The sequence below is a fragment of the Stutzerimonas chloritidismutans genome, from assembly GCF_020783375.1.
Lineage (GTDB): Bacteria > Pseudomonadota > Gammaproteobacteria > Pseudomonadales > Pseudomonadaceae > Stutzerimonas > Stutzerimonas kunmingensis.
On the sequence record NZ_CP086067.1, the window covers coordinates 2,369,197 to 2,386,105 of the forward strand.

At 59.2% G+C, this 16,909-nt stretch carries 15 protein-coding genes and 3 tRNA genes; 6 read left to right on the forward strand and 12 right to left on the reverse strand.

Annotated elements, in window-relative coordinates; genetic code table 11:
- Window position 1 precedes the first annotated feature (1 nt).
- Window positions 2–718 (reverse strand): FadR/GntR family transcriptional regulator, encoded by a 717-nt coding sequence (locus tag LLJ08_RS10955; protein WP_101275960.1) that lies wholly within the window; start codon window positions 716–718, stop codon window positions 2–4.
- Window positions 719–1,067: 349 nt separating this feature from the next.
- Between LLJ08_RS10955 and LLJ08_RS10960 the strand changes: the two genes are divergently transcribed.
- Window positions 1,068–2,495, forward strand: a complete 1,428-nt coding sequence (locus LLJ08_RS10960; RefSeq protein ID WP_125861964.1) for a hypothetical protein — start codon at window positions 1,068–1,070, stop codon at window positions 2,493–2,495.
- Between the two features lie 141 nt (window positions 2,496–2,636).
- Here LLJ08_RS10960 and LLJ08_RS10965 read toward each other — a convergent pair.
- The 3 genes from LLJ08_RS10965 to LLJ08_RS10975 form a co-directional block, all read right to left on the reverse strand.
- Window positions 2,637–2,721: transfer RNA gene (locus tag LLJ08_RS10965), tRNA-Leu, on the reverse strand.
- A gap of 52 nt (window positions 2,722–2,773) precedes the next feature.
- Window positions 2,774–2,849: transfer RNA gene (locus tag LLJ08_RS10970), tRNA-His, on the reverse strand.
- A 32-nt stretch (window positions 2,850–2,881) separates the two neighbouring features.
- Window positions 2,882–2,958: transfer RNA gene (locus LLJ08_RS10975), tRNA-Arg, on the reverse strand.
- A 273-nt stretch (window positions 2,959–3,231) separates the two neighbouring features.
- On the opposite strand from LLJ08_RS10975, the gene folD reads away from it, so the two are divergent.
- Window positions 3,232–4,086 (forward strand): bifunctional methylenetetrahydrofolate dehydrogenase/methenyltetrahydrofolate cyclohydrolase FolD, encoded by an 855-nt coding sequence (gene folD, locus LLJ08_RS10980; protein ID WP_014820299.1) that lies wholly within the window; start codon window positions 3,232–3,234, stop codon window positions 4,084–4,086.
- 60 nt (window positions 4,087–4,146) lie between these two features.
- Here the strand turns inward: folD and cysS are convergent, their stop codons facing one another.
- Both cysS and LLJ08_RS10990 read right to left on the reverse strand, forming a co-directional pair.
- Window positions 4,147–5,532, reverse strand: a complete 1,386-nt coding sequence (gene cysS / locus LLJ08_RS10985; protein WP_228207016.1) for a cysteine--tRNA ligase — start codon at window positions 5,530–5,532, stop codon at window positions 4,147–4,149.
- A complete protein-coding gene (locus LLJ08_RS10990; RefSeq protein ID WP_014820301.1) occupies window positions 5,532–7,199 on the reverse strand; it encodes a glutamine--tRNA ligase/YqeY domain fusion protein in 1,668 nt (555 codons plus the stop codon). The genes cysS and LLJ08_RS10990 overlap by 1 nt, the downstream gene beginning before the upstream one ends.
- Window positions 7,200–7,401: 202 nt before the next feature.
- Between LLJ08_RS10990 and LLJ08_RS10995 the strand changes: the two genes are divergently transcribed.
- Both LLJ08_RS10995 and lpxH read left to right on the forward strand, forming a co-directional pair.
- On the forward strand, window positions 7,402–7,896 hold the full coding sequence (locus LLJ08_RS10995) for a peptidylprolyl isomerase (protein WP_003300175.1): 495 nt from the start codon (window positions 7,402–7,404) through the stop codon (window positions 7,894–7,896).
- A 6-nt stretch (window positions 7,897–7,902) separates the two neighbouring features.
- Window positions 7,903–8,625: a UDP-2,3-diacylglucosamine diphosphatase gene (gene lpxH / locus LLJ08_RS11000; RefSeq protein WP_125877701.1), complete on the forward strand. Its 723-nt coding sequence runs from the start codon at window positions 7,903–7,905 to the stop codon at window positions 8,623–8,625.
- Here the strand turns inward: lpxH and LLJ08_RS11005 are convergent.
- Window positions 8,622–9,227, reverse strand: coding sequence for a MiaE family protein (locus LLJ08_RS11005; RefSeq protein ID WP_228207017.1), 606 nt, complete (start codon window positions 9,225–9,227; stop codon window positions 8,622–8,624). The two genes, lpxH and LLJ08_RS11005, sit on opposite strands and share 4 nt — an antisense overlap.
- A gap of 178 nt (window positions 9,228–9,405) precedes the next feature.
- Between LLJ08_RS11005 and LLJ08_RS11010 the strand changes: the two genes are divergently transcribed.
- The gene (locus LLJ08_RS11010; RefSeq protein WP_228207018.1) at window positions 9,406–10,266 is read left to right on the forward strand and encodes a universal stress protein; all 861 of its coding nucleotides are present in this window, start codon (window positions 9,406–9,408) and stop codon (window positions 10,264–10,266) included.
- Window positions 10,267–10,307: 41 nt separating this feature from the next.
- Here LLJ08_RS11010 and LLJ08_RS11015 read toward each other — a convergent pair whose 3' ends face one another.
- Window positions 10,308–10,784, reverse strand: a complete 477-nt coding sequence (locus LLJ08_RS11015) for a DUF1289 domain-containing protein (protein WP_031297307.1) — start codon at window positions 10,782–10,784, stop codon at window positions 10,308–10,310.
- 407 nt (window positions 10,785–11,191) lie between these two features.
- Between LLJ08_RS11015 and acnB the strand changes: the two genes are divergently transcribed.
- Complete coding sequence (acnB, locus tag LLJ08_RS11020; RefSeq protein ID WP_014820306.1) at window positions 11,192–13,801, forward strand: bifunctional aconitate hydratase 2/2-methylisocitrate dehydratase; 2,610 nt, start codon at window positions 11,192–11,194, stop codon at window positions 13,799–13,801.
- Between the two features lie 269 nt (window positions 13,802–14,070).
- Here acnB and LLJ08_RS11025 read toward each other — a convergent pair whose 3' ends face one another.
- The 4 genes from LLJ08_RS11025 to LLJ08_RS11040 all read right to left on the reverse strand — a co-directional run bounded on the left by LLJ08_RS11025 (window position 14,071) and on the right by LLJ08_RS11040 (window position 16,906).
- Entirely contained in the window at window positions 14,071–15,063 is a 993-nt protein-coding gene (locus LLJ08_RS11025; protein WP_228207019.1) for an OmpA family protein, read from the reverse strand.
- Between the two features lie 99 nt (window positions 15,064–15,162).
- Window positions 15,163–15,753, reverse strand: coding sequence for an RNA polymerase sigma factor SigX (gene sigX, locus LLJ08_RS11030; protein WP_014820308.1), 591 nt, complete (start codon window positions 15,751–15,753; stop codon window positions 15,163–15,165).
- An 83-nt stretch (window positions 15,754–15,836) separates the two neighbouring features.
- Entirely contained in the window at window positions 15,837–16,661 is an 825-nt protein-coding gene (locus LLJ08_RS11035) for a mechanosensitive ion channel family protein (RefSeq protein ID WP_228207020.1), read from the reverse strand.
- Window positions 16,662–16,663: 2 nt separating this feature from the next.
- Window positions 16,664–16,906, reverse strand: coding sequence for a hypothetical protein (locus LLJ08_RS11040; protein WP_041013959.1), 243 nt, complete (start codon window positions 16,904–16,906; stop codon window positions 16,664–16,666).
- Window positions 16,907–16,909 lie beyond the last annotated feature (3 nt).

Here is a 16,909-nt window from a genome sequence, read left to right on the forward strand (position 1 = left end):
TCTACTCCCTTGTGTCCGCGTTTCGAGAATCGGTTTCCAGCGTACTGGCCAGCGTTTCGAGCGCCGGAGTCAACAGCTCGCTGGCCGCTATGGCAGCCTGCTCGGGACAACCGCGGGCTATGGCGTCATAGACAGCTGCGTGTGCTGCATAGGTGGGTTCCGGGAGCTGCTGCTCGCCCTCCGTCTTGGCAATGGTGTTCTGCAGACCCGCCCAGAAGAACTGATACATTTCCAGCAGCGTGGTGTTGTGGCTGGCGCGGACGATGCTCAGATGAAAATCGGCATCTCGTTCGACGAACGCTTCAAGTGAGGCGTCATCGGTCCAGGTCCCTCGCGCTCCGAGAGCGTCACGTATCGTTTGCAGGTCCTCATCCGTGCGCCGCGACGCAGCCAGACGCGCAGCTTCGACCTCCAGCGCGCGTCGGACTTCGAGCTGGTCATGCAGCGCGGCGTGATCTAGGCGCTGGAGTAATCCAGACGGGTCTCTACTGGAGAGCACGAACGTCCCCGCACCCTGGCGGACCTCCAGCACCCCAGTATGAACCAGCGCTCGCACTGCCTCTCTGACGGTATTTCTGCCAACACCTAAAGAGTTGCTGAGCTGGCTTTCGGTAGGAATTCGCATACCCGGCGTCCACTCGCCAGCATTGATCTGCGATCGCATTTGCTCGATTACCCGTTCTACAAGTGACGAGCGCGAGGTGTACTGCAGCGACATATGATCACCTTCCAATTCATCCTATGTTTCAATCATAGGATGAATTTCATCCGGTACACAATTAGATGCTTCAATCGATCATTTCGCTGTCAGCCGCAGGTAGCTCGACTGCTGCTGTGAGCCGCGGCAGACGAGCGTGTTGCCCGTAGTGCAGCGAGCGCGCTGTGGTGGCTAGCAAACTTGCGAATGCGCGAGCAGTTATCCTCGCGTTGTTGCATAGCCTGGGACAGGCAAAAGGGGCTATGCGCAAGGTATCCCGACAGAGCCGTGTTCAGGCAGAAGCCAGCCTCGCGTACCTGCTAGCAAAGCTTGGTAAGCTGGCCGCGTTTTACTGTCATTTGGGGGTTCCGTGTTTTCGCTCAAGCGCAAAGGTGATTTCCGCCTGCAGCTGACCCGCACGCTGAAGCAGCCTGGACGGCACAAGATAGAGCTGTATCTGTTCACCCCGCACGAGAGCAACCTGTCGGCCTGGACCCTGTCGGAAGAGCAGTTTTTCTTTACCACCCTGACGCACAGTTTCGGGCTGCTTGGCATGCCATCGAAGGACCGCATCAGCAAGGCTGACCAATCCTTCGTGCTGCTCTCACCGCACTACGAAATCATGTACGGCTCCTGGTTCTTCCAGTACCAGGCTTCGATGGAGCGGTTGCGTCAGCAGATGCTCACGTCCGAAGCTGTGGCAGAGCCCGTAGCGCGCGCCCTGCGGCTCAGCCAGAACTTCGCGCAACGCCTGCGCAAGTCCAGCCCGAAGCAGAGCAACCAACAGCGCTACTTCCGCCAGATGGACATCTATTTCTCGTGGCATGCCGAGCAATTCTTGCTGGAAAGCATGACCCTCGAGGGCTACGCGGCCCTCGACGAGGAACTCAAGCAATCAGTGGCGGAGTTCCTGCACCAGGAACACAGATACCGTAAGGAGCGCGAGTACCTGAGCGACTTCCACGGCACCCCGACACGCATATGGAACCGCATGGCTCTATATCACCGGCTGCTGGAGTACCCAGTACTGCTGCGTTCGAAGGTTACGCAGTTGGGCGCCGGCACTCACAAGCTGGTCAAGGCGGCGTCGACGATGCTGATTATGTCGCTCTTCACCTACTTCCTGTTCAATGCGCGCGACGCCAGCGAGAAACTCTCGCTCACTCTTCTGCTTGTGATAGCGCTGGTCTACGCCGTCCGTGATCTGCTGCGCGACGACATGATCACCGCCATCACCCGCAGACTACGCAAAGGCAAGCCGCGCTGGAAGATTCGCCTGTTCATGCCCTACACCCGCAAGTTGCTCGCGCAGCAACGGGTCTGGCTCGACTACCGCAAGCTGGCGGATCTACCGCCCCTGGTTCGGGAACACTCCGGCAAATGGGCCACCAACGAGGAGCGGCAGATCATCTGCTATCGCGTGCTGCTGAGTCTGGACAACGCAGCATTGGAGCACGACGAGATTCGGGAGCGGCTCACGCTGGATTGCGAACAGCTTTGCGCGATGATCCAGGCGAGCCACAACAAATTGTTTGTCCTGGCCGACGAAGATGATTCCGCCAGCGATGGCAGCGAAGGTTCAGTTCAAGCCCACCCCATCGAGAAGCAGCACGACTACAACCTGCTGCTGTTGCACACCAATCCCGGTGAGCATTTTCCATCGGCCCAGCGCTGGCGCCTGAGGCTCGGTACCAACGGCATAGTGCAATGCGAAAGCAAGAAGGCCCACTGGCCTGAACCACCTGAGCTACAACGCCCCACATGGCATCGATTGAGTCGTCTGTGGCGGCGAGGATGATCAGTACCATCAACCTCCGCCGTCTGCGCTGCAAGGCATCGTGAGTAGCCTCACGTGTTACAACAGCAGACACAAAAAAGCCCCTGTTACGGGGCTTTTAAAGATTTTCGATTCTTCTTGCAAAGCTTCGAAATCATGAGATGGTGCGGACGGAGAGACTCGAACTCTCACACCTTGCGGCGCCAGAACCTAAATCTGGTGTGTCTACCAATTTCACCACGTCCGCCAAGCAGGGCTTAAACGAAAACGCCAGGCAATGCCTGGCGCTTTCTGGAATATGGGGTGGACGAAGGGGATCGAACCCTCGACACCAGGAGCCACAATCCTGTGCTCTACCAACTGAGCTACGCCCACCATATTGCATTTGCTTGTGCCAGAGCCCGAAATGGCGCACCCGGCAGGACTCGAACCTGCGACCATCCGCTTAGAAGGCGGATGCTCTATCCAGCTGAGCTACGGGCGCTTTATCTGCATTCTGTTCGGAGCGCAGACTTGAAGCTCCGGCTATTGAAGAAGTAACCCTCTTCGAAAGCCATCTTACCCAGCAGCAGGCTGTGCTCGACAAGCGGGGCGAATGTTATAGAGGCTCCAAACACTCGTCAACAGCAAATTCAAAAAAATTTCAGTTAGATAAAGGAGTTACAGGTGCCGGTAGCTGCTTCGCCTTTGCCACATCGCTGCGACATGCGAGAATACGCGCCCTTTCCAAGTCCTCTCCAATGGTTAACCAAGCGTCATGACCGCAAAACTGATCGACGGTAAAACGATTGCTGCCAACATTCGCCAACAGATCTCCGGTCGTGTTGCCGAACGCCGCGCCCAAGGGCTTCGCGCTCCCGGCCTCGCCGTAATTCTGGTGGGCAGCGACCCAGCCTCCCAGGTTTACGTGGCGCACAAGCGCAAGGATTGCGAGGAGGTGGGCTTCAATTCCGTGGCCCATGACCTGCCGAGCGATACTCGCCAGGAAGATCTTCTTGCGCTGATCGATCAGCTCAACGACGACACCTCCATCGACGGCATCCTTGTGCAACTACCGCTGCCAAAGCACCTCGATGCCTCGCAATTGCTCGAGCGCATCCGTCCGGACAAGGATGTGGACGGCTTCCATCCCTATAACGTCGGTCGTCTCGCGCAACGCATGCCGCTGCTACGCCCTTGCACGCCAAAGGGGATCATCACGCTGCTGGAGAGCACCGGTGTCGATCTGCACGGTCTCGATGCGGTTGTCGTGGGCGCATCCAACATTGTCGGTCGCCCAATGGCGCTGGAACTGCTCTTGGCTGGCTGTACCACCACCGTTACCCATCGCTTCACCCGCAACCTCGAAGAGCACGTTCGCCGAGCTGATCTGGTCGTGGTAGCGACCGGTATCACCGGCCTGGTAAAGGGTGAGTGGATCAAGCCTGGGGCGATCGTCATCGATGTGGGCATCAACCGCCAGGCCGACGGGCGCCTGCTGGGCGACGTTGAATTCGGACCAGCCAGCGAACGCGCCGCCTGGATCACTCCGGTTCCGGGTGGAGTAGGTCCGATGACCCGAGCCTGCCTGCTGGAAAATACACTGCACGCCGCCGAACATCTGCATCGATAACTACTGCGAGTGAAACAAGAACGGCACCTTTCGGTGCCGTTTTTGATTACGCCGTCCCTTTTATTCAGCAAGACGCCATGTCGTTCCGCCTTTGCCATCCTCCAGCACCACCCCCATCGCGGTGAGCTGTTCACGGATACGATCGGATTCGGCCCAGTTCTTTTCAGCTCGAGCCGTGAGGCGCGCAGCGATCAACGCCTCGACCTCGGTGGCATCGACCTTGCCCGCCGCACCAGCCTGCAGGAAGGCTTCAGGCTCAAGCTGCAGCACGCCCAATATACCAGCCAATTCCTTGAGGCGCGCAGCCAGCGCCGCAGCTGCGGCCAGATCAGACTCACGCAGACGGTTCACCTCACGGATCATCTCGAACAGCACCGCGCAGGCTTCCGGCGAATTGAAGTCGTCGTCCATCGCCACGCCGAAGCGCGCGACGAACTCGTCGCCGCCGCCCGGCGTCGCCTCAGGCAGGCCCTTGAGGCCGTTGTAGAAGCGCTCCAGGGCGCCCTTGGCTTCGCGCAAGCTGTCTTCGGAGTAGTTGATTGGGCTGCGATAGTGGCTGGAAACCAGCAGATAGCGCACCACCTCAGGATGGTACTTTTCCAACACTTCCCGAATGGTGAAGAAGTTGCCCAGGCTCTTGGACATCTTCTCGCCATCGACACGCACCGCGCCGGCATGCATCCAGGCATTGGCGTACTGCTTGCCAGTGGCTGCTTCACTTTGGGCGATCTCGTTCTCGTGGTGCGGGAACACCAGATCCGGACCACCGCCATGAATGTCGAAGGTCTCGCCTAGGCAGCAGGTCGACATCACCGAGCATTCGATATGCCAGCCCGGACGACCGGCGCCCCAGGGCGAATCCCAGCTCGGTTCACCTGGCTTGGCGCCCTTCCACAGCACGAAATCCAGTGGATCTTCCTTGGCCTCATCGACCTCGATGCGCGCGCCGATCTTCAGGTCCTCGATCTTGCGCCGCGACAGCTTGCCGTAACCGACGAACTTGCCGACCCGGTAATAGACATCACCATTGCCCGGCGCATAGGCGAAGCCCTTGTCGATGAGCGTCTGGATCATCGTGTGCATGCCGGCGATATGGTCAGTCGCACGTGGCTCGATATCCGGACGCAGTACGTTGAGGCGGGTCTCGTCCTCGTGCATGGCGGCGATCATTCTCTCGACCAGCGCCTGGAACGGCTCGCCGTTCTCGCTGGCACGGCGGATGATCTTGTCGTCGATGTCGGTGATGTTACGCACGTAGGTCACGTCGTAGCCGCGGCGGCGCAGCCAACGGGTGACCACGTCGAACGCGACCATCACCCGTGCATGACCGATGTGGCAGAAGTCATAGACCGTCATGCCACAGACGTACATACGCACCTTGTTGCCTTCCAGCGGGCGGAACGCTTCCTTGGTCTTGGTCAGCGTGTTGTAGATCGACAGCGCCATCATTGACCCCAGGAGTCACGCAGCGTGACGGTGCGGTTGAACACGGGAGCGCCCGGCTTGCTGTCCTTCATGTCGGCGCAGAAATAGCCTTCGCGTTCAAACTGGAACCGCTCTTCAGGTTCGGCACTGGCCAGCGACGGCTCGGCACGGCACCCCTTGAGCACAACCAGCGACTCCAGATTGATGTTGTCGAGGAAGCTACCGCCCTCCTCGTCCTTTTCCGGATTGGCCGAGCGGAACAGGCGATCGTACAGACGCACCTCACACTCGACGCTCTCGGCGGCCGGCACCCAGTGGATGACGCCCTTGACCTTGCGCCCCTCTGGATTCTTGCCGAGGGTGTTCTCATCATAGGAACAGCGCAGCTCGACGATATTGCCCTGATCATCCTTCACGGCTTCATCGGCACGAATGACGTAGCTGCCGCGCAGGCGCACTTCGCCGCCCGGAATCAAGCGTTTGAACCCAGCCGGAGGGACCTCCTCGAAGTCGCCGGCGTCGATGTAGAGTTCCCGGCTGAATGGCAGCACCCGCACGCCCATATCCTGCTTGGGATGGCGCGGCAGCTCAAGGTTCTCGACCTGACCTTCCGGGTAGTTGGTAATCACCACCTTGAGCGGCTTGAGCACGCACATCGCACGGGCTGCATTGGCATCAAGATCTTCGCGGATGGCGAACTCCAGCATGCCGATGTCGACGACGCCACCGGCGCGATTCACACCGATCATGTCGCAGAAATTGCGGATCGACGCCGGGGTGTAACCGCGACGACGAAAGCCAGAAAGCGTCGACATCCTCGGATCGTCCCAGCCGTTCACGTGCTTCTCATCGACCAGCTGCTTGAGCTTGCGCTTGCTGGTGATGGTGTAGTTCAGGTTGAGGCGGGCGAATTCGTACTGACGCGGCTGCGCCGGCACCGGCAAGTTGGCCAGGAACCACTCATACAGCGGCCGGTGATCCTCGAATTCCAATGTACAGATCGAATGCGTGATGCCCTCGATGGCATCAGACTGACCATGGGTGAAATCGTAGCTGGGGTAGATGCACCACTTGTCGCCGGTCTGGTGATGGTGCGCATGGCGAATGCGATAGAGGATCGGGTCGCGCAGGTTCATGTTGGGCGAAGCCATGTCGATCTTCGCCCGCAGCGCACGGGCGCCATCCGGGAATTCACCGGCTTTCATGCGCGCGAAGAGGTCGAGGTTTTCCTCCACCGACCGCTCGCGGAACGGACTGTTCTTGCCGGGCTCGGTCAGGCTGCCGCGATACTCACGCGCTTGCTCAGGCGTCAGATCACAGACATAGGCCTTGCCCGCCTTGATCAGATGGACGGCCCACTCGTGCAGCTGATCGAAATAGTTGGAGGCATAGCGCTCCTCGCCCGCCCACTGAAAGCCCAGCCATTCGACATCACTCTTGATGGCGTCGATGTACTCCTGGTCTTCCTTGGCCGGGTTGGTGTCATCGAAGCGCAGGTTGCACTCGCCACCGAACTCCTTCGCCAGGCCGAAATTCAGGCAGATCGATTTGGCGTGGCCGATATGCAGGTAGCCATTGGGCTCAGGCGGGAAGCGGGTGACGATCTTGGCGTGCTTGCCGGAGTCCAGGTCGGCCTGGACGATCGGACGGAGAAAGTTGCTAGCGGCGGGAGTCTCGGGCTTGCTCATGATGTCCTTAACGATCAGCGAGTGCGGCTCAGGGTAGGCCGACCAAATCAAAGCGCTTATCATAGCGGACCCGTCAACCCCCTGACAGAGCAATGCGCCCAAGGCGGCACTGCCATCAGCGCCTGACGGCATTCGGTACGACGACCCTTGCAGCGGCCTGTCCCGCACTTGGCCAGCCCCACGAAAACGGAATCTCTCCCCGATGATCAAACTGCACACCAACTACGGCGTCATCACCGTCAACCTGTTCGAAGACAAGGCACCGGAAACCACTGCCAACTTCAAGGAATACGTGAAGAGCGGTCACTACGACGGCACCATCTTCCACCGCGTGATCAGCAACTTCATGATCCAGGGCGGCGGTTTCGAGTCTGGCATGAAGCAGAAGCCGACTCGCGCCCCTATCAAGAACGAGGCCAACAACGGCCTGTCGAACAAGACCGGTACCCTGGCCATGGCCCGCACCATGGAGCCGCACTCTGCCTCCGCGCAATTCTTCATCAACGTGAAGGACAATGACTTCCTCGACCACAGCGCGCCAACCGTTCAGGGCTGGGGTTACGCCGTGTTCGGCGAGGTGACCGAAGGCATGGACGTGGTCGAGAAGATCAAGGCCGTGGCGACCACCATGAAATCCGGTCACCAGGACGTTCCAGTGGAAGACGTGGTGATCGAGAAAGCGGAAATCGTCGAGTAATCGCGAGTGATCCTGCTGATCTCCGATCTGCACCTGGAAATGGAACGCCCGGACATTACCCGGGCGTTCCTGCATTTTCTCGCCACTCGCGCGTGCCAGGCCGAAGCGCTGTACATACTCGGCGACTTTTTTGAGGTCTGGATCGGCGACGATGCCATGACACCCTTCCAGCAATCGATCGCCGACGCGTTACGCGCCCTGAGCGAACGCGGTACGCGCATTTACCTGATGCACGGCAACCGTGACTTCATGCTGGGCAAGGGCTTCTGCCGCGCGGCGCGCTGTACGCTGCTGGGCGACCCGAGTGTGGTCGAGCTCGGCGGTGAGCGCGTCCTGCTGATGCATGGCGACAGCCTGTGCACCCGCGACGAAGGCTACATGCGGCTACGGCGTTTGCTGCGCAATCCGCTCAGCCTGTTCATCCTGCGTCATCTGCCGTTGTCCACTCGCCGAAAACTCGCGCGCAAGCTGCGCAATGAAAGTCGCGCCCAGACGCGCATGAAGGCTTCGGACATCATCGATGTCACCCCGGAGCTGATCCCTCGAGTACTCGCCGAGCATGGCGTGCGGACCCTGATCCATGGCCACACCCATCGCCCCGCGACACACGAACTGGAAGTCGACGGCCGCCCGGCACGGCGCATCGTGCTCGGCGACTGGGACCAACAAGGCTGGGCGTTACAGGTCGACGAGAGCGGCTTTCAACAGGCCCCGTTCGATCTGAACTAAGCCGCCAGCGGCACGCCGCTGTGGAAGCGAAACTCGGCGTCCGGGCTTTCGATGAGTTCGCGCTCGCGTTCACGTACCCGAATGATCGCCGCATCGACATCAGCCGCATCGCCATATTGGTACGCCAGCTTGATATAGTCCTGAAAGTGCCGCGCTTCCGACTTGAGCAGCCCGTGATAGAACTTGCCCAGCTCCTCATCCAGATGCGGCACCAACATGGCGAAACGCTCACAGGAGCGTGCCTCGATAAAGGCACCGATCACCAGCGTATCAGTCAGCCGGTACGGCTCATGATTGCGTACGAGTTCGCGCAGGCCGGCTGCATAGCGTGACGACCCAACGTTCCGCAGCTGGATCTCACGTCGGCGAACGATTGCCAGTACCTGCTCGAAATGACGCAGCTCCTCACGGGCGAGGCGCGACATCTTGTTCTGCAGGTCCGGTTTGTCAACGTAGCGAAACATCAACTGGAACGCCGCACCTGCCGCCTTCTTCTCGCAGTTTCCATGATCGATGAGCATCACATCCTGATTCTGCAACGCTGCATCCACCCATGCGGCGGGTGTGGAACAACCGAGGAATTCGTTGAGATCAGGAAGCATGTCTAGCCTTGCATATTCAGGAACTTAATAAGCCGACAGTTAAATGGCACCGCCGGACACCGGACGGGCATTATTGCGAATGCCGCGCGGAGCAGCCAGCCTTGCTTGATATACATCACGGCCGGCATCGCAGGCTTGTCTATAGTTGACCAACCTGAATCTGGAAATGGAGCCGATCATGCAAGCCATTCGCTGCATCCTCGTGGTAATTGACCCGAACCAGCCGCAAGAGCTGGCACTCAAACGTGCGCGACTGATCGCAAGTGTCAGCCAGTCCCGCCTGCACCTGCTGGTGTGCGATACCAAACACGACCACGGTGCCCACCTGACTGCACTGAGCGAACAGCTGGCTAGCGAGGGCCATCAGGTGTCCACCCAGCAGGCGTGGCACGAGAGCATCCATCAGACCATCATCAACGTGCAGCAGGCCGAAGGTTGCGGGTTGGTGGTCAAGCAGCACGTGCCGGACACCCCACTCAAGCGCGCCCTGCTCACTCCCGAGGACTGGAAGCTGCTGCGTTATTGCCCCAGCCCGGTGCTGATGGTGAAAACTGACAAGCCATGGACAGGTGGAAACATTCTCGCCGCGGTGGACGTCGGCAACGCCGATCTGGAACACCGCACGCTGCACGCGACCATCATCAATCACGGCTACGAGATCGCCAGCCTCGCCGACGGCAAGCTGCACGTCATCAGTGCGCATCCTTCAGCGATGCTTTCCGCCGCCGACCCGGCGTTCCAGCTCAAGGAAACCATCGAAGCTCGGTATAGAGATGCCTGCAAGCAGTTCCAGGAAGAGTTTCAGATTCCTGACGCTCAGCTACATGTCGAGGAAGGCCCTGCCGATGCGCTGATTCCGCGCGTTTGCCACCAGCTCAAGGCCGTCGTCACAGTGATCGGCACGGTGGCGAGGACCGGATTCTCTGGCGCGCTGATGGGTAACACTGCCGAGGTGGTGCTCGACACACTGGAAAGCGATGTCCTGGTACTCAAGCCCAACGACATCATCGATCACCTCGAAGACCTGGTTCGCCACTGAGTCAGACCGCTCCGAACGAAAGCGCTGGCCCGCGGGCTTCATCAGACCCTGAAGTCGATACCTTCCGCTAGAAAGCGTGGCGCGATGTAGCGCTCGTAATGAGCCTCGGAAAGCAGGAAGAACTCCTGATCGATCGCGTCGCGCAGTTCAGGCAGCGGTCGATCACGGAATTCGGGTAGCAAAGCAACGCCATAGGCTTCGAGCTGCTGAATCAGCCGCGCACCGCGCGCGATCAACTGATAGGCCCAGCAGTAGGGAGACTGCTCCACTACAAAGCGGATCTGCCGAGCCTCCAGCTGCTGGCGCAACAGCTGAGCATCGAACACTTCGAGTTTGGCCGTCATGACCTGCGCCAGGAGGATTTCCAGACGCCGCCATACCGCCCGCTTTTCCTCTTCGCCATAGGCGTTCCAGTTAACCACCTCATGATGGAATCGCTTGCACCCACGGCAGACGATATCGCCGTACACCGTCGAGCACAGACCAATGCAAGGGGTTTTGATGCGCTGTGAGGACATGACCGAAGCAGGTTGATGGCGGGCCGAGCATCTTAGACTTTTGTCCTACCAGGGTCATCCTTGTTTAAAGCGTGGACCCCTCTGGCGCCGCCACAAGCCCAGGCCCCGCGGGCCCGAGCGAAATCTTTTCACGCAAGCTCACGAAGCCTTGGCGGCGGCCGCCGCTGGCGCTCGACTTAACTTTTGGGGCCATTTCCAGTAGTATCGGCCCGCCGTTTTTGGCGCCACATTCCATACGAAGCTGTTTTCAAAGCGTCACGAGCACAGTTGAACCGGCTGCGTGCCGGATGCGCAGATTTATCTTTACCCTGCCCATCCGGCCTCGCCCGCCCGGCGTAAAACTTTGAAAACAGCTTCCGGATGCGCGTCCCGAAACACCCAAGGGACCAATGATGAGGGTAAAAACTGTGCTTGAAGCCTATCGCAAACACGTAGAAGAGCGTGCCGCCCAGGGCGTCGTGCCCCAGCCGCTGAACGCCGAGCAAACCGCAGGCCTGGTTGAGCTGCTGAAGAATCCGCCAGCCGGCGAAGAAGAATTCCTCGTTGACCTGATCACCAACCGCGTCCCCGCTGGCGTCGACGAAGCCGCCTACGTCAAGGCCGGCTTCCTGTCCGCCCTGGCCAAAGGTGAAACTTCCTCGCCATTGCTGAGCAAGCAGCGCGCTGTCGAACTGCTGGGCACCATGCAGGGCGGCTACAACATCGCCACTCTGGTCGAGCTGCTGGATAACGCCGAACTGGCCGCTGTTGCCGCCGAGCAACTGAAGCACACCCTGCTGATGTTCGACGCTTTCCACGACGTGGCCGAAAAGGCCAAGGCCGGTAACGAGCATGCCAAGGCTGTGATGCAGTCCTGGGCCGAAGGCGAGTGGTTCACCAACCGCCCGGCAGTTGCCGAAAAAGTTTCCCTGTCCGTATTCAAGGTCACTGGCGAAACCAACACCGACGATCTGTCGCCTGCTCCAGACGCCTGGTCGCGCCCTGACATCCCGCTGCACGCGCTGGCCATGCTGAAAATGGCCCGTGAAGGCATCAACCCGGACGTACCGGGCTCGGTCGGCCCAATCAAGCAGATGGAAGAACTGAAAGCCAAGGGCTTCCCAGTTGCTTATGTCGGCGACGTGGTCGGTACCGGCTCCTCGCGCAAGTCGGCTACCAACTCCGTGCTGTGGTTCTTCGGTGACGACATCCCGAACGTGCCGAACAAGCGCGCTGGTGGCTTCTGCTTCGGCACAAAGATCGCCCCGATCTTCTACAACACCATGGAAGATGCCGGCGCCCTGCCGATCGAATTCGACTGCAGCAACCTGGCCATGGGCGACGTGATCGACGTCTACCCATACGCTGGCAAGGTTTGCAAGCACGGCACCGATGAAGTCGTCACCACTTTCGAACTGAAGACCGACGTCCTGCTGGACGAAGTCCGTGCTGGCGGTCGTATTCCGCTGATCATCGGCCGCGGCCTGACCGAGAAGGCCCGCGCCGAGCTGGGTCTGGCACCGTCCACCCTGTTCAAGAAGCCGGAAGCGCCGACTGACAGTGGCAAAGGTTTCACCCTCGCGCAGAAGATGGTCGGTCGCGCCTGCGGCTTGCCGGAAGGCAAGGGCGTTCGTCCGGGCACCTACTGCGAACCGAAGATGACCACCGTCGGCTCGCAGGACACCACTGGCCCGATGACTCGCGACGAGCTGAAGGACCTGGCTTGCCTGGGCTTCTCCGCCGATCTGGTCATGCAGTCGTTCTGCCACACCGCTGCCTATCCAAAGCCGATCGACGTCAACACCCACCACACCCTGCCGGACTTCATCATGAACCGCAGCGGCGTGTCCCTGCGTCCGGGCGACGGCATCATCCACAGCTGGCTGAACCGCATGCTGCTGCCGGATACCGTTGGTACAGGTGGTGACTCGCACACCCGCTTCCCGATCGGCATCTCCTTCCCGGCCGGTTCCGGCCTGGTCGCCTTCGCCGCCGCCACTGGCGTCATGCCGCTGGACATGCCGGAATCCGTACTGGTGCGCTTCAAGGGTCAGATGCAGCCCGGCATCACCCTGCGTGACCTGGTTCATGCCATCCCCTACTACGCCATCCAGCAGGGTCTGCTGACTGTCGAGAAGAAGGGCAAGAAGAACATCTTCTCCGGTCGCATTCTTGAGATCGAAGGTCTCAACCAGCTGACCGTGGAGCAGGCATTCGAGCTGTCCGACGCCTCCGCCGAGCGTTCGGCTGCCGGCTGCACCATCAAGCTGCCGGAAGACTCGATCGCTGAGTACCTGAAGTCCAACATCACCATGCTGCGCTGGATGATCAGCGAAGGTTACGGTGATGCCCGTACCCTGGAGCGCCGCGCTCAAGCGATGGAAGCGTGGGTCGCCGATCCGAAGCTGCTGGAAGCAGATAAGGACGCCGAATACGCTGCAGTGATCGAAATCGACCTGGCCGAAGTGAAAGAGCCCGTGCTCTGCGCGCCGAACGACCCGGACGATGCCCGCCTGCTGTCCACCGTTGCTGGCGAGAAGATCGACGAAGTCTTCATCGGCTCCTGCATGACCAACATCGGCCACTTCCGCGCTGCCGGCAAGCTGCTCGACAAGGTCAAGGGTGGCATTCCGACCCGTCTGTGGCTGGCTCCGCCGACCAAGATGGACGCTCATCAGCTGACCGAGGAAGGCTATTACGGCATCTACGGCAAGGCTGGCGCGCGCATGGAAATGCCGGGCTGCTCGCTGTGCATGGGTAACCAGGCTCGCGTGCAAACCGGTTCCACTGTGGTCTCTACCTCCACTCGTAACTTCCCGAATCGTCTGGGTGACGCCACTAACGTCTACCTGGCTTCGGCAGAGCTGGCGGCAGTAGCGTCCATCACCGGCAAGCTACCGACCGTCGAGGAGTACATGGAATACGCGAAGAACATCGACAGCATGGCTGCCGATATCTATCGCTACCTGTCTTTCGACCAGATCGCCGAATTCCGTGACGCTGCGGAGAAGGCCAAGATCAAGGTCGTCGAAGTCTGATGACGCCGTAAGGCAATAAAAAAACCCCGCCTCGGCGGGGTTTTTTATTGCCTCCATCGCCGCCGCCCCCTTCCCCAATCGGAGCGGCGACCAACGCCTGCACACGCACGCTGCTACAGCAATGCGCACCGACCAATCAGCCATCACCGTGCAGCACAGCCGCAGTAAAAACACCATCGGGAAAAGGGATTGCCACTAGAGATAGTCTTTTCCCACAGACAAAGAAAAGCCCGGACTAGCCGGGCTTTTCTAGGCGTAGCTAACTCAGATTACTGAACCTGAGCTTCCACTTCTGCTTCAACGCGACGGTTGATCTGACGACCTTCCTCAGTGGCGTTGTCGGCAACCGGACGGGACTCACCGTAACCTGTGGAGTTCACGCGGCCACCCTCAACACCGTATTCGTTGACCAGAACGTTGCGCACTGCTTCGGCACGACGCTCGGACAGACGCTGGTTATACTGGTCAGTACCAACGGAGTCAGTGTGACCTTCAACAGTGGTGTTGGTCTGCGGGTACTGCTGCATGAAGTCAGCAAGGTTCTTGATGTCGCTGTAGCTTTCTTCACGAACGCGCGACTTGTCAAAATCGAACTTGACGTCCAGTTCGACACGGACCAGCTCAGGAGCAGGCTCTGGTTCGTTGTCGACAATCGGAGTCGGAGCCGGCTCTGGAGTCGGCTCGACTGCTGCAACCTCGCGAGCACCACCACCGAAGTTCAGACCGACACCAACACCAGCCATCCACTCAGCTTCGTCTGCATCGATGTTGTACATGCCGTCGACGCTGGCCTTGGCAAAGAAGTTCTCGGTGAAGTAGTACTTGAGACCGGTACCAACATTAGCGAAGGTGCTGCTGTCACGACCGCCACGAGTCGCCTGGCCGATGCTCTGATGAGCCACACCAGCGGAGACGTACGGACGCAGGCCTACGCCTGGCGCGCCGAAGTGGTAGGCAGCATCCAGAGAAGTAAGGCTACCCTTGATGTTCTTGTGGCTGCCATCGGCGCCGACCGGATCCTTGGAGGTCAGGTCATGGTATTCGCCGTAGGACAGGCCCAGGGAAACATCGTCGGTAAGGAAGTAGCTGGCGCCAGCGCCATAAAGCTCGCCGTCACGCTGCACGTCACGCGAGCTATCGGTGAAATAGTGCTTACCGAACGCTTCCACCTCTACGGCGCCCTGTCCTTGGGCCAGCGCGCTGAGAGAAGTGGCGGCAACCATCGAACCGATAACGACGCCTAAGGTGTTTTTAAGTTTCATCCGTAAATCCCCATCTGGTGGTTAGAATCAGAACAATCTAAGGAAACCGGCTGTCTGTATGCCCAAGCTGTTCGCAAGGTATAAGACAAGTTTCCAGGATTAAGTTTCAGTAGTATCGGAAAATTTTTCCCGCAGCTTATCGAGCGCACGCTTGTATCGCATCTTCGTTGCACTCAAACCCATATGCATGATGTCCGCGATTTCTTGAAACTCAAGTTCAGCAACAAAACGCAACACCAGTATCTCTCGATCGATCGGATTCACATGCACGAGCCACCGGTCGAGCCCAGTCTTCTCCTCGATTCTCGGCGCCTTCTCGTCGGATGCCTCTTCAAGCGGGTCGAGGCTGAGTGCGTCAAGCAAACGCCGCTTGCGGCGCTCCTTACGATATTGAGTAATGCATTCGTTATAAGTGATGCTATATAGCCATGTCTTGAATTTCGATTTGCCCTCGAAGTTTTTCAGCCCATATAAAACCTTGAGCATAACTTCCTGACATACATCGTCGGCGTCCCGCTCGTTCCCCAAGTAACGCGCACATACATTGAACAGTGTGCGCTGATATCGCCGCATAAGCTCTTCATACGCACGCGTTATATGAAATAGTTCGACATGAGCATGCTGCACCAGCTCTTCGTCGGTGAGCTGGCGAGGGTCGTAGCGCGATATGGACGATGGGGTTTTAGTCAAGACGCTTCGAGCCGGCAGTCGGGGGCACGGCCACCATTAAGGAAACCGGAAAAAAGGCGACGTACTTTACCAGAATCGCAAGGCTAACGGCTGTCGACGCGTTGTTCGAGCAGTACTCTGTTAGCGACAGAGGTCAGTTCGCCGTCGTCGGTCAGTAGCAATGTCTTGACCGTTCCGATTTCCTCGATCTGTCCTTCGATATCCGCCAGGCACACGCGCTGCCCTACCTCGTAAAGCTCACGCACATAGATGCCAGCCAGTATCTGCGATACCAGCTCGCGACTGCCGAGTCCAAACGCAAGCGCAACTGCCAAGCCGACGGTGATCAGCACGATGGCGATGACATAGTTGAGGAGTTCGGTCTTGACCTCGAGCTGTCCGATCGCAACGGAGATGCTGATGATGATCACGAGCCCCTGCGCCATGCGCGCCAGGCCGTTGGCATAGTCCAGCCCGACACTCTCGGCAGCGCCACGCACCAGGCCGCTGAGCAACTGCGCCAAGAGCACGCCTGCTAGCAGAATCAGTGCCGCGCCAAAGACTTTAGGTACGTAGAGGGCCAGCATATCCAGCGTTGCCGACACTCGCTCAAGCCCCAGCGATTCAGCAGCTGAAACCAGAAAAATGAGCAGCACAAACCAGTACACGACCTTGCCGATCAGCGCGGAAACCGGAATGCGGATCCCCGCCCGCCCCAGCAGCTTGGTCAGACCGGTACCCGCCATCAGCCGGTCCAGGCCCACCTTGGCAAGCACTTTGGAAAGCAGGGTGTCGAGGAGCTTTGCGACGACGAAACCAAGCAGGACGACGACCAATGCGCCGAACAATCGGGGAATGAACGCGGCGACGGAAGCCCAAAGGGAGCTCATCGCCGACAACAGACTCTGGGTCCAGGGATCGAATTCCATGATCAATCAGCCTTATCGAACGAACATTTAGGTGTTTCTCGGCGAGAAACCGGAGCGACATGACCTGAGCCGCTGTTGACTGCGATCATCAAGGCCTGCAGCCAGTGACCGATCAGTGCAAACAGGTCGCCGGCACCAACCTGCCGGTTGGCCGTTTTCAACACACGGCCCAGACAAGCGTCGTCATCATGAACCGAGGGCTTGTTGAGCAGATCGCGCAGGGATTCTTCGAAGGGATCGCGCATGCA

Excerpts from the sequence above, each read along its gene's own strand:
- LLJ08_RS10955 (WP_101275960.1), bottom strand. The coding sequence starts at position 718 with ATGTCGCTGCAGTACACCTCGCGCTCGTCACTTGTAGAACGGGTAATC.
- folD (WP_014820299.1), top strand. The coding sequence starts at position 3,232 with ATGACCGCAAAACTGATCGACGGTAAAACGATTGCTGCCAACATTCGC.
- cysS (WP_228207016.1), bottom strand. The coding sequence starts at position 5,532 with ATGGCGCTGTCGATCTACAACACGCTGACCAAGACCAAGGAAGCGTTC.
- LLJ08_RS10990 (WP_014820301.1), bottom strand. The coding sequence starts at position 7,199 with ATGAGCAAGCCCGAGACTCCCGCCGCTAGCAACTTTCTCCGTCCGATC.
- LLJ08_RS10995 (WP_003300175.1), top strand. The coding sequence starts at position 7,402 with ATGATCAAACTGCACACCAACTACGGCGTCATCACCGTCAACCTGTTC.
- LLJ08_RS11005 (WP_228207017.1), bottom strand. The coding sequence starts at position 9,227 with ATGCTTCCTGATCTCAACGAATTCCTCGGTTGTTCCACACCCGCCGCA.
- LLJ08_RS11010 (WP_228207018.1), top strand. The coding sequence starts at position 9,406 with ATGCAAGCCATTCGCTGCATCCTCGTGGTAATTGACCCGAACCAGCCG.
- LLJ08_RS11015 (WP_031297307.1), bottom strand. The coding sequence starts at position 10,784 with ATGTCCTCACAGCGCATCAAAACCCCTTGCATTGGTCTGTGCTCGACG.
- LLJ08_RS11025 (WP_228207019.1), bottom strand. The coding sequence starts at position 15,063 with ATGAAACTTAAAAACACCTTAGGCGTCGTTATCGGTTCGATGGTTGCC.
- LLJ08_RS11035 (WP_228207020.1), bottom strand. The coding sequence starts at position 16,661 with ATGGAATTCGATCCCTGGACCCAGAGTCTGTTGTCGGCGATGAGCTCC.
- LLJ08_RS11040 (WP_041013959.1), bottom strand. The coding sequence starts at position 16,906 with ATGCGCGATCCCTTCGAAGAATCCCTGCGCGATCTGCTCAACAAGCCC.